The 12,686-nt window shown below is 57.7% G+C and carries 8 protein-coding genes and 1 tRNA gene; 1 reads left to right on the forward strand and 8 read right to left on the reverse strand.

Going from position 1 to position 12,686, the window contains the following annotated elements:
* Window positions 1-172: 172 nt before the first annotated feature.
* The 8 genes from HMPREF2928_RS03570 to dnaA all read right to left on the reverse strand — a co-directional run bounded on the left by HMPREF2928_RS03570 (window position 173) and on the right by dnaA (window position 11,935).
* Window positions 173-246, reverse strand: a tRNA-Ile gene (locus HMPREF2928_RS03570).
* Window positions 247-430: 184 nt separating this feature from the next.
* Window positions 431-1,027 carry a DUF3566 domain-containing protein gene (locus tag HMPREF2928_RS03575; protein ID WP_005508012.1) on the reverse strand — a complete coding sequence of 199 codons (597 nt, stop codon included), beginning with the start codon at window positions 1,025-1,027 and terminating at the stop codon, window positions 431-433.
* On the reverse strand, window positions 1,027-3,657 hold the full coding sequence (gene gyrA, locus HMPREF2928_RS03580) for a DNA gyrase subunit A (protein ID WP_070687392.1): 2,631 nt from the start codon (window positions 3,655-3,657) through the stop codon (window positions 1,027-1,029). Before gyrA ends, HMPREF2928_RS03575 begins: the two co-directional genes overlap by 1 nt.
* Window positions 3,658-3,736: 79 nt before the next feature.
* On the reverse strand, window positions 3,737-5,773 hold the full coding sequence (gene gyrB, locus HMPREF2928_RS03585; protein ID WP_070633545.1) for a DNA topoisomerase (ATP-hydrolyzing) subunit B: 2,037 nt from the start codon (window positions 5,771-5,773) through the stop codon (window positions 3,737-3,739).
* Between the two features lie 417 nt (window positions 5,774-6,190).
* Window positions 6,191-6,886 (reverse strand): DciA family protein, encoded by a 696-nt coding sequence (locus HMPREF2928_RS03590; protein WP_049359183.1) that lies wholly within the window; start codon window positions 6,884-6,886, stop codon window positions 6,191-6,193.
* Window positions 6,879-8,132, reverse strand: coding sequence for a DNA replication/repair protein RecF (gene recF, locus HMPREF2928_RS03595; RefSeq protein ID WP_049359179.1), 1,254 nt, complete (start codon window positions 8,130-8,132; stop codon window positions 6,879-6,881). The genes HMPREF2928_RS03590 and recF overlap by 8 nt, the downstream gene beginning before the upstream one ends.
* A gap of 189 nt (window positions 8,133-8,321) precedes the next feature.
* Window positions 8,322-9,446, reverse strand: a complete 1,125-nt coding sequence (gene dnaN, locus HMPREF2928_RS03600) for a DNA polymerase III subunit beta (protein ID WP_070678864.1) — start codon at window positions 9,444-9,446, stop codon at window positions 8,322-8,324.
* Between the two features lie 788 nt (window positions 9,447-10,234).
* On the reverse strand, window positions 10,235-11,935 hold the full coding sequence (gene dnaA, locus HMPREF2928_RS03610) for a chromosomal replication initiator protein DnaA (protein WP_070633537.1): 1,701 nt from the start codon (window positions 11,933-11,935) through the stop codon (window positions 10,235-10,237).
* A gap of 569 nt (window positions 11,936-12,504) precedes the next feature.
* Here dnaA and rpmH point away from each other — a divergent pair.
* Complete coding sequence (gene rpmH / locus HMPREF2928_RS03615; RefSeq protein ID WP_049332235.1) at window positions 12,505-12,642, forward strand: 50S ribosomal protein L34; 138 nt, start codon at window positions 12,505-12,507, stop codon at window positions 12,640-12,642.
* The last annotated feature ends 44 nt before the right edge of the window (window positions 12,643-12,686 follow it).

The raw sequence follows: 12,686 nt of genomic DNA on the forward strand, positions 1-12,686 counted from the left end.
GATGCGCTACCAATTGCGCCACGCCCCCGTCTCAGCGGAAACCACTGTTTAGTTATTTTTCCAAGCCTTTACGACTTCATTGCTCTGGTACTTTTTCAGAACCATCACAGTGACACACGAAAGAACAGCAAGAATCAATAATTTCTTCATTATTGCCTTTCATAGTGTGGAGTGGGCGTACCAAGAATCGAACTTGGGACCTCTTCGTTATCAGCGAAGCGCTCTAACCGTCTGAGCTATACGCCCTCCTTCTGCGGAATTTCTTCCGTAGAACGAGATATAACTATACAGGTGTTTGATGGTAACACCAAATCGAAAAAGCATGTTCTGCATCACATTTTAATACCGAGGGTTCCCAGGCGTACAGAACGGGCGGCACCACCTCCATCCAGAGGGGCACCGCCCGCACACAAGCTCAAAAAGCTACAAACTAGGACTCATCGCTCAGAGTCAAGGTCACGCCACCAACCAGCTTCGCAGCCAGGTTGTACAGAATCGCGCCAATCATACCCAGCAGAGTAAAGACCACAGTGTTGACCACAGCAAAAATAGTAGTCACCAAAGCAACCTGACCCAGCGAAATCATCTGCGAAATATCCACAGTGGTCGAACCGGTACCCAGAGAGCTAATCAGCTGGTTCACACCGGTAAACGCGCCAGAAGCCTGCAGGAACAGCCACAGAATCACCGACGCCACGACGGTCACAATACCCAGGGCAATAGACAGCAGGAAGATCAGCTTAGCCACCGACCACGTATCAACCTTCTGAACCACCAGACGCGCACGACGAATCTTCGAACGCGGCGCCGGACGCACCAGCTGACGGCGCGAACCAGTAGGACGCTTAGCATTCACAGGGCGCTTACCGGCAGGACGCTTAGCGGTACCGCCAGGACGGGCCTGGCCCGAACGTGCCTGAGCCGGGCGACGCGCGCCAGCCTTAGCCGCACCCGAAGACTTAGATGCACCAGCCGACGCCGAACGCTGTGCCGACGCAGGAGAGGAGCTCGCGGGAGTGCTGCTCATTAGTTACCTCCAGTAGCGGTGAGATCGGCAGCCGCCGCTTCACCCTCGTTGTCCGAACCGGGCGCCTCAGAAGACTCCGAAGCCTCGGTGTTCTCAGTGGTTTCATCGTCGCTATCATCCAGCTGACGATCCTGGTTGCGTGCAACACCAATAATAGAATCGCCCTTACCGGGCTTTGCAAAGATAACACCCATAGTATCGCGTCCCTTCGCAGGAACCTCATTCACGTTCGAACGAACGACCTTGCCGCTGGCCATAACCACCAGCACCTCGTCCTCTTCGTCCACAATGAGGCCACCCACCAGGGCGCCACGATCCTCAACTAGCTTAGCAACCTTAATACCGAAACCGTTACGGCCCTGCACGCGGTACTCATCCACGCTCGTACGCTTCGCGTAACCACCCTCAGTGACCACGAAGACGAAGGAGCCCTCAGTAACCACGTTCGCAGAAATCAGCTCATCGCCGTCACGGAACTTCATACCGGTCACACCCGAGGTCGAACGGCCCATCGGGCGCAGCGACGCATCATCAGCGTGGAAGCGCAACGACATACCGTTACGCGACACCAGCAGAATATCGTCCTTCGCCGAGACAGTGAACGCCGAAACAACCTCATCGCCCTCACGCAGGTTAATCGCAATCAGGCCGGCAGTACGGTTCGTATCGTAATCGCTCAGGCGGCTCTTCTTCACCATACCGCCGCGAGTAGCAAGCACCAGGTACTCAGCATCGTCGTAGCTCTTCAGCTCCATGACCTGAGCAATATGCTCACCGCCCTGGAACTCCAGCAGGTTCGCAATATGCTGACCCTTCGCATCGCGGCCAGCTTCCTGCAGCTCGTAACCCTTCGCACGGTACACGCGGCCCAGGTTCGTGAAGAACAGAATCCAGCTGTGCGTGGTCGTCACAAAGAAGTGCTCCACCACGTCATCGCCGCGCAGGGAGGCACCCTTAATGCCCTTACCGCCGCGGTGCTGGCTACGGTACTGATCACTGCGGGTGCGCTTAATGTAGCCGCCGCGAGTAATCGTCACCACGACCTCCTCCTCGGGGATGAGGTCTTCCATCGACATGTCGCCGTTGTAGCCGTACATAATCTGGGTGCGACGCTCATCGCCGTAGCGGTTCACAATCTCGCCCAGCTCCTCAGAGATAATCTCGCGCTGGCGAGTCTCCGAAGCAATAATCGCGTTGTACTCAGCAATCATGCGCATCAGCTCATCGTGGCGATCCTGAATCTTCTGACGCTCCAGGGCAGCCAGACGACGCAGCTGCATATTCAGAATTGCCTGAGCCTGAGCCTCATCAATCTGCAGGAACTCCATCAGGCCGCTACGCGCCTCATCAGCGGTGGGGGAGCGGCGAATCAGGGCAATAACCTCATCCAGAGCATCCAGGGCCTTGAGCAGGCCGCGCAGGATGTGCGCCTCTTCCTCCGCCTGGCGCAGACGGTAGCGGGTACGGCGGACGATAACATCCAGCTGGTGGTTGACCCAGTGGCGCACGAAAGCGTCCAGGGACAGGGTGCGGGGCACGCCGTCCACGATGGCCAGCATGTTCGCGGAGAAGTTCTCCTGCAGCTGGGTGTGCTTGTACAGGTTGTTCAGCACAACCTTCGGGGAAGCATCACGCTTGAGCACAATCACCAGGCGCTGACCGGTACGACCCGAAGTCTCGTCGCGCAGGTCGGCGATACCGGTGACCTTGCCGTCCTTGATGAGCTCGGCAATCTTGATGGCCAGGTTATCCGGGTTTGCCTGGTAGGGCAGCTCGGTGACGACCAGGCAGGTGCGTCCGTGGATTTCTTCGACGTTGACCACGGCACGCATGGTAATCGAACCACGGCCGGTGCGGTACGCATCCTCGATGCCCTTGGTGCCCAGAATCTGCGCACCGGTCGGGAAGTCCGGGCCCGTAATGCGAGCCATCAGAGCGTTCAGCAGCTCCTCATTGGTAGCGTGCGGGTTCTTCAGGAACCACTCCACACCCTCAGCAACCTCACGCAGGTTGTGCGGCGGAATATTGGTCGCCATACCCACAGCAATACCCGAAGAACCGTTAACCAGCAGATTCGGGATGCGCGCGGGCAGAACGGTCGGCTCCAGGGACTTGCCGTCGTAGTTCGGCTGGAAATCAACGGTGTCCTCGTTGATGTCGCGCACCATCTCCAAGGCGATGGGTGCCATCTTGGTCTCGGTGTATCGAGGTGCTGCGGCACCGTCGTTACCGGGAGAACCGAAGTTACCCTGACCCAGCGCCAGCGGGTAACGCATAATCCAGCTCTGAATCAGACGCACCAGAGTGTCGTAGATAGCTCTATCGCCGTGGGGGTGGAACTGACCCATTACGTCGCCAACCACGCGGGCACACTTATTGAAGGATCGGTCCGGGCGGTAGCCGCCGTCGTACATCGCGTAGATCACGCGGCGGTGCACGGGCTTGAGGCCGTCACGCACATCCGGCAGGGCGCGGCCAATAATAACCGCCATTGCGTAGTCCAGGTAGGAACGCTGCATTTCGGTCTGCAGGTCCACCTGTTCAATGTGACCGTGGTGGTCTACGCTTTCAGCGCCACCGTTGCTGACGACGTCAACCTCAGTGGATTTATTCTGCTGTTCTTCGCTCATTACTTTCTCATTCCTCAATGACTCGCTCGGCTATATAGCTCATTTGGCATATTCCATACGGGGCATATGCCGTTTCGGGCTAGATATCGAGGAATCGAATGTCCTTTGCGTTCTGCTGGATAAACTCACGGCGAGCTTCAACATCCTCGCCCATCAGAACAGAGAAGATCTGGTCAGCCGCTGCGGCGTCTTCCATCTTCACCTGCAGCAGGGTGCGGCGAGCCGGATCCATGGTGGTATCCCACAGCTCGGTGTAGTCCATCTCACCCAGACCCTTGTAACGCTGAATACCGTTATCCTTGGGCAGGCGCAGGTTCTTCGCCGCACCACGAGCCAGCGCCTCATCACGCTCAGCATCCGAGTACACATAATCGTGCGGAGCGTTCGACCACTTGATGCGGTACAACGGCGGCTGAGCCAGGTACACATAACCCGCCTCAATCAGCGGACGCATAAAGCGGAAGAGCAAAGTCAGCAGCAGAGTCGTAATATGCTGGCCATCGACGTCCGCATCCGCCATCAGAACGATCTTGTGGTAGCGTGCCTTCTCAATATCGAAGTCGTCACCAATGCCGGTACCGAAAGCGGTAATCATCGCCTGAATTTCAGCGTTGGACAGGGCACGGTCCAGGCGAGCGCGCTCAACGTTCAGGATCTTACCGCGCAGCGGCAGAATAGCCTGAGTGTTCGGGTTGCGACCCTGAACAGCCGAACCACCCGCAGAGTCACCCTCCACCAGGTAAATCTCAGAGATCGACGGATCCTTCGAGGAGCAGTCCTTGAGCTTACCGGGCATGGAGCTGGTCTCCAGCAGACCCTTGCGGCGGGTCGTCTCGCGTGCCTTACGGGCTGCAATACGCGCCTGAGCGGCGGTGATCGCGCGGCGCACGATATCCTTCGCCACCGCGGGGTTACGACCGAACCAGTCGCCGAGGTGATCGTTCACCTCACGCTGGGTGAAGGACTTAGCCTCCGAGTTACCCAGCTTGGTCTTGGTCTGACCCTCGAACTGCGGCTCGGAAATCTTAATCGAAATCACCGCGGTCAGGCCCTCACGCACGTCTTCACCGGTGAGGTTATCGTCCTTATCGCGCAACAGCTTGTTCTCACGCGCGTAACGGTTCACCAGCGAGGTCAGAGCGGCACGGAAACCCTCTTCGTGAGTACCGCCCTCGTGGGTGTTAATCGTGTTCGCGTACGAGTAGACGGACTCCTTGTAGGCGCCAGTCCACTGCATCGCCACTTCCAGGCTCATATTGCGCTCAGTGTCTTCGGCTTCAAAGGAGACAATCTCCTCGTTCACGATGGTCTTCGCGCCTGCGTTGAGGAAGTGTACGTAGTCGAACAGGCCGTTGTCGTAACGGTAGGTGACAGTCGTGAAACCCTCAGCGTTCGCGTGCACGCGGTTGAGGATGTTTTCCTTCTTCTCACTCTCTTCAGCAACCTCGTCACCGACGAACTTCTCGCGCTCATCGGTCAGGGTGATGGTCAGGCCCTTGTTCAGGAACGCCATCTGCTGGAAACGGGCGCGCAGAGTCTCAAAGTCGAACTCGACGGTCTCGAAAATCTCGGGGTCCGGGTAGAAAGTCTGGATAGTGCCGGTCTTATCGGACGGCTCACCCTTACGCAGGGGGCCATCCGGCACACCACCGTTGGAGAAGGAAATATGCCATGCGTAGCCCTGACGGTGCACCTCGGTAATCACGCGGGTAGACAGCGCGTTCACCACGGAGATACCCACACCGTGCAGACCACCAGAAACAGAGTAGCCGCCGCCGCCAAACTTACCGCCAGCGTGCAACACGGTCATAACGACCTCAACGGTGGACTTGTGCTCGGTGGGGTGCTCATCCACGGGAATACCGCGGCCGTCATCCTCTACGCGAACAGCACCATCAGCCTGGATGGTCACGTCAATCTTGGAGGCGTAGCCGGCGAGCGCTTCGTCGACCGAGTTATCTACGACCTCGTAGACCAGGTGGTGCAGACCGCGCTCAGTGGTCGAGCCAATGTACATGCCGGGGCGCTTGCGAACCGCTTCCAGACCTTCCAGCACGGTAATATCGGATGCACCGTATTCATGCTGCTGTTCAGATGCATTCTGTTCAGATGCCACGAGGCAGAACTCCTTGAGTAGATGATGCAACCGGCGAAGAAAAGTTACGGGTAGCCAAGAGCGGAGCCTAGAACGCCTCACAGAGGGCACAAGAAAGTGCCTGCACAACCCGCGTTGCCGGTGGTGCCCATAGGTGGGCACACTTTACGCATTGTCTCTTTTATTTTACCGAGCAAGAGAGCATAAAACCATCTACAAGCGTCACATATTGAGCTTTTTTGGGCACTACCACCCGCTCAAAAGCCCGCAAAGGCGGTTTAGAGTGCCTCAACCCCCTTTTGAGGTAGGGGGATACGGTTCACCACTTCGTGGGGGTTGCCGGCGATTCTAAAGCTTTCATAGCGTGCAGAAAAAGGCTTATTTTGACCTAACACCGTTCATTCAGAAGGTGAACGAGCACCAGAGGCACTCAGAAGGCTACCCGTAGGTGTCGCGCACACCGCGCATGCCGGTGGCACGCCGATAACCTCGCTGATTCCAGCGACCATTATTCGGACCCAAAACGCGGACCTGAGCCACGACACCATCACCCAGTTCGCGGCGGAAAAGTTCGATGAGGTGCCCGTGCATCAGGCGCAGCTGAGTCGTCCAGGCGGTAGAGTCGCACTGGACTTCAACAATGGAGTTTTCGAAGCTGATGGGGCGGGTGTGTGCCGCGATTTCAGGACCCACGAGCTCAGCCCAGCGGGCCAGCACGCTAGAGACCGCCACGGGCTCTTTCCAGCCGCGAGAACGGATCAGAGCGCTGACGATGCCGCCAAGGGGTTTGGGATCACGAGAGCTCTCTCCGGGGCCGCTATAGCCACCCATGACGCGAGGGTCCCACCCCTGCGCTCGCCGCGATTTCTTCTTCGAGGCGGTTCCAGACATGACCGCACCAAAATCACGCATGATTTTATTCGCCGAGAAGGCGTTCAGGGGCGCCTCGCCGCGCTCTTGAGCTGCCACGCGCATGCGGGTCAGCAGGGCGGAGGGGGCGTCCACCTCGTCACGGTAGAACTCACCCACGCCGTCAACCTCGTACGGGTTTTGAGGCTCCGCAAACTGCGGTTCCGCGAATTCATCGAATGTTTCACGTGAAACATGGTTTTGAGGGCGGACGGGGTTACTCATCGCCGCCACCTTCCGCGAGCGCGGAAACGGTCGAGTTCGACTGCCCCGCAGAGTCAGTGACAGAGTCGGTGGCAGGACCAGCGGCAGGCTGCACATACTCGGCGTGCCCCGCCGTCACCGACACCAGGCGGTAGTCGCCCAGCTCCTCCGGAATATCGCTGAGCACCGCGCAGGTAATCAGCACCTGCTCCGCATCGGCAACCATCGCGCCCAGGCGGTGGCGGCGCGCAGAATCAAGCTCCGCAAACACATCATCAAGAATCAGAATCGGCGAAGAACCCACCGAGGAGTCATCCTCAACATGCACAAACCAGGACGCCAACTTCAGCGCCAGAGCAAAAGACCAGCTCTCACCGTGCGAGGCAAAATACTTCACCGGCATACCACCGAGCAGCAGGGTAATATCCTCACGGTGCGGACCCACTAGGGTCACGCCACGCTCAATCTCATCGCGTCGACGCTCCGCAAAACCACGCATCAAAGCCTCCTTGAGGTCCTCAACGCGCATCAGCGCCGCATGCTCGATCGAGCGCTCGCCCATGCTCGAAAAAACAGTCGACTCATAGTTGAAACCGACCTCTTTAGAGCCGTCCGTCAGCCCCGCGTAGGCGCGGCGAAGCTGCGGCAAAAAACGCTGCAACAGACGAAAACGCGCAGAAAGCAGCTGAGCGCCCAGAGTCGACAGCTGCTCATCCCATACCGAGAGCGTGCTCAAAGCGTTCTCGTCCCGCGCGTTACGCTGCATGGATTTCAGCAGCGAATTACGCTGCCGCAAAATCCGCTCATACTCGCTACGGTACCCGGAAACCACCGGACGCAAAGAGCGTGCCAAATCGTCCACAAAACGACGACGACCCGCCGGGTCTCCCTTCACCAGTTGCAGATCCTCCGGGGAAAACAGCACCGTGCGGGCAATGCCCAGCGCCTCCTTGGCGCGCACTGGCGCGGCACGATTAATGCGCACCCGATTACTCTGCCCCGGAGCAATCTCAAACTCGGTCACTGTCTGCTGCGAACCGCGCACCGTACGGGTGCGAATATAGGCGCGCGAAGCACCCGCTCGAACCAGCGGCCCGTCATGGCTCACACGGTGCGAAGAGAGCGACGCCGCATAGTCGATTGCCTCAACAATATTGGTTTTCCCCACACCATTAGAGCCCAGAAACACCGTAACTCCCGCCGAAAGAGGCAGGCTCAGCAGGGCGTAGGTACGGTAATCCAACAACGAAATATGGTCAATATACACCGGAGCAGCTCCTTTCACGGGGTTTCACATACGGGGTCGCAGGGGTTCACAGCGCCAGCTGGCGGGCACAGTGCGCAGGCCAAAATACTGTGGTTTTCCGCACGGATGAGCACAGAAAAAACAGCGCAACCCCGCACATACCCACGATGCATAGGGCACCGAAAGACGTGCGGGGTAGCGACGCTGAAACTAGTTCGACGGCAGGCGAACCGGCATCAACAGGTAACGGTAGTTGCGGTCATCCTCAGCCAGAGGCTCATCCTGACCGGAAATTACGGCAGGCTTCGGCGCATCGGTGAAGGAGAAACGAACGAACTCGGTACCAAAAACCTTCAAACCATCCGAGAGGTAGGCGGGGTTGTACGCAACGGTGATGTCATCACCGGACAGGTGCGCCTGCAGAGTCTCGGATGCCTGAGCCTCATCACCGCGGCCGGCATCAATAGCAACCGAACCCTGAGTGAACTTCAGACGCAGGGGAGTGTTGCGTTCCGCCACGAGGGAGATACGGCGAGCAGCCTCAGCCAGGTCGGAGGTGCGAACCACCGCGTGAATCGGGGTCTGTTCGGGGAACAGCGCACGGATGTTGGGGTAGTCGCCGTCCATCAGAACGCTGGTGGTGCGGCGGGTACCCGCTGCGAAGCCGATCAGCTCACCCGCTGCGGGCAGAGCAATAGACAGATCGCCGGAACCGGAGAGGGTGCTACCCACCTCAGAGACGGTCTTAGCCTTCAGCAGCACAGCCGCCTGAACCTCGGGGTTGACCGGGTTCCACTTGATCTCGCGCATAGCCAGGCGGTAGCGGTCGGTGGCGAGCAGGGTCATGGTGTCACCGTTGATTTCCACGCGGATACCGGTCAGCAGCGGCAGGGTCTCGTCCTTGGACACCGCAATCTGAACCTGCTTGACGGCCTCAGCGAATTCGGCGCCGTCCACGGTACCGGAAATTTCGGGCAGTTCGGGAAGCTCGGGGTAATCCACGACCGGCATGCCAGCCAGCTGGAAGTTAGCGGAACGGCAGTGAATACGAATCACGGACTCATCTGCGGTGAACTCGACAGGTGCGTTCGGCAGGGAGCGGCAAATTTCAGCCAGAATCTTGCCGGGAACCAGGCAAATGCCTTCTGATTCAACGTCAGCTGCGATGACCTGGCGGGCGCTGGTCTCGTGATCGAAGCTTGCGATGCTGACCTCACCTGCGGAGGCGGTAATCAGCAGACCGTTGAGTACGGGGGAGGTGGGACGCAGCGGAAGTGAGCGTGCCGTCCAGCCGACTGCTTCGGCAAGGACATCGCGTTCAACGGTGAATTTCATCGAGAAGGCGCCTTTCACGGAATTGGAGAGTCATTTTGGGGCGCACGTAAAGCTTATGGGCGAAAGAGCCGGAAATATCGCGTGCTCTGGTGCGCAGTACATCTTCCCGCGCGCGCGTCTATCCATCCTACCGGATTTTGTAATTACACAGAGACTCGAAGGTCAGTTCTGCAGCGAAAAAACGGGTGAGATGAGGCATGCGAGGTCGCTGTATTTTTGTAATTACAAAGAGAGGCGGAAGATGTAGCAAACCCACTCGAAAACAGGTTCGAACTAGGCAGTGGTTCAGTGTTGGTTTCTTTTCTAAACCCAACCCAAGAGAGAGCATGCAGCAACGACCCAAATCCGCGAAAATCTACGCTTTCAGCAGGGGTATACAGAAAAACCTGAACCAGGCCGGCCGGTCGAGCAGAACTATTTGTTATGGGGAGGATTTTTTCTTTAAGTACAGTAGTATTGTTAACGCTTGTGGAAACGGTGGAAAACCCCTTCCTTGCCTGCAATGACGCGGAAGTAGCCTGTGGACATTAAGTGGAAGAATCCACCCTGCACGGAGGATGCATTGTGTATGGATATTTATGCATTTCCTTGATTCCACACCTTTTGAATATTCATGCACTTAACGTCCACACGAACGCATGAGTTAAAGCACAGCTTATCCACACCCCGAAAATCCAGCTTTTCGAGTCACTAAAATCCTTGGAACCAACGCGAAATCCCCGCCCCGAAACCTATAAAACACCTAGTCAAGACGCAAAATAAGCTACGGGACAGGGACAAAAGCACTTCTAGCCGGCGGCGCGCTGCTCCTGGCGGATCAAATTCGTCAGCTCAGTAACCTGGTTGAAAATCGTCTGACGCTCCGCCATCTGCGCGCTCACCTTACGCACCGCGTGCATCACCGTCGTATGGTCGCGGCCGCCCAGATCGTTGCCAATACGCGGCAGAGACATCTCGGTCAGCTCACGCAGAAGATACATCGCCACCTGGCGCGCATTCGTGAGCGTACGGGTGCGAGACTTCGACTGCATATCCTCAATGGACACATCAAAATACTTCGCCACCGTCGCCAAAACCAGCGCCGATGTAATCTCCGCACCACCGGTATCAGAGAGCAAATCCTTCAGATAGGTCTCAGCCTCAGCCAGGGTAATGGGCTCCGGCGGCTTCTTCATCGAGGCGGCAGCGCTCGCACGAATCAGAGCACCCTCCAACTCGCGAATATTCGCCGTGACATGGGAAGCAATGTATTCCATGACGTCATCGCGCACCGGCAGAATCTCGTTCTGAGCTTTCTTCCGCAGAATCGCGATACGGGTCTCCAGCTCCGGAGGCTGCACATCCACATTCAGACCCGAACCAAAACGCGAACGCATACGCTCAGCAAAACCGGTCAGCTGCTTCGGCGGCAAATCAGAGGTAATCACGATCTGCTTCTGGTGGTTGTACAGGGCGTTAAACGTATGGAAGAACTCCTCCATCGTCGCCTCTTTACCCGCTAAAAACTGGATATCGTCAATCAGAAGAACGTCAACATTGCGGTAAATCTGCTTGAACGACGAACCCTCATCATCACGGATCGAGTTAATGAAGTCATTCGTGAACTCCTCAGAATTCACGTAGCGCACCCGCAAATTCGGGTACAGATACTTGGTGTAGTGGCCGATCGCGTGCAGCAGGTGGGTCTTACCCAGGCCCGAACCGCCGTAGATGAACAGCGGGTTGTAGACAATGCCGGGCTGCTCCGCCACCGCGAAAGCGCTCGCGTGTGCAAAGCGGTTGGACTGACCAATCACGAAGGTGTCGAAGGTGTAGTTCGGGTTCAGTCGGGCAGAGCTATCCCAAGTCGGCGCATTTTCCGGGTCTTCATGCGGATGCACCTGCTGGGACTCCGGTACCGCCGGGGCCTCCGGAACGAAAGTGGGTGCCGGGTACTCGCGAGGTGCCGGCGCACCCGCGACAGGAGCCGCCGGAGCGGGCTGCTGCGCGGAGGGGAACCCGGCACGCTCCGCCTCCAAAGCCTGCAGGGAGGGGCGAGTGACCTGCTCATCAGCGGGCACCTCGTAATGGTCAGGGCCCGGATGCGGCTCGGTGTAGTACTCAAAAGCACGCGAACCGGCGGGCGCCTCGGGGTGTGCGGGAACAGCTGGAGCGACTGCAGGAGCCTGCTCAACGTGCACCTCACGCTCACCATGGAAAACATCCTGACTTGCAGGTTCAACCGGAATCATCGACTCATTCACATCGAAAAGCGCGGTAGTCGACGGGCCAAATGCCTCGTGCAGAGCGGCACGGAACGAAGCGCTAATCTGCTCCTCAAAGACCGCACGGGTGAGCTTATTCGGCACCTCAATGATGAGGCGAGAAGAACCCATCAGTCCCTGAGGCTGCGCAAGATTCACGAAACCGCGCTGACGTGCCGTCACCGCCGGGTCGGCGGCAAGAATGGAGAGCAGATGCGCCCAGCGCGCCTGAAGGGAGTCGGTCATGGAATTCTTTACTTTCACTCGATGTGAAGCGGTGGTGCAGTAAAGAAATCATGCCGGAAACCACCGCGAGGTCATTAAGATTCTACCCGCTTAATACACAGGGGGAGAAAGTTATCCACAAGAGTTTTCCACACGGTGGAAAACTTGTAATTACAGAAGTGGATAAGCGGTGGATTTAAGTGCATAGCGAGGGTTCTTCCTTGATATTCTGCGGAACGTCTCAGGAATACTGGGTTGTGGATAACTCTTCGGTGGGCGGGGGTAAGAGACTGTTGTGCACCGCGGTGGATATCGTGCCACTGTAAATATCCCCAGGTTTGTAGCCTCTGTATCAGGGGCTTCTCCACAGCCCATAAATGCACCGCAATCACCACCTCCACGGCGCAAACGAGCCCGGAATCACGCGGAAAAACACCCCAAGAACTTGATTTACGCCCTCCACTCTTCTAAAGTTGTGCTGTTGTGTGTGCACCGCCTACTGCGAATAGTCGCGGTACCTCCGTGCACCAAGAAGCGTACGGTTCCGATACCCGTGAGGGCACGAACCGCAAAAATCAAGGAGACAAAGTATGAGCAAGCGTACTTTCCAGCCGAACAACCGCCGTCGCGCTAAGAAGCACGGCTTCCGTCTGCGTATGCGTACCCGTGCAGGCCGCGCGATTCTGTCGAACCGCCGCGGTAAGGGCCGCGCAAAGCTCTCGGCCTAATCACGGCATATAGTTCGCCCGCCGATGCACACGCATCGGCGGGG

Origin of the sequence: Rothia sp. HMSC072B04 (genome assembly GCF_001813725.1) — a bacterium.
Taxonomy (GTDB): Bacteria; Actinomycetota; Actinomycetes; order Actinomycetales; family Micrococcaceae; genus Rothia; species Rothia mucilaginosa.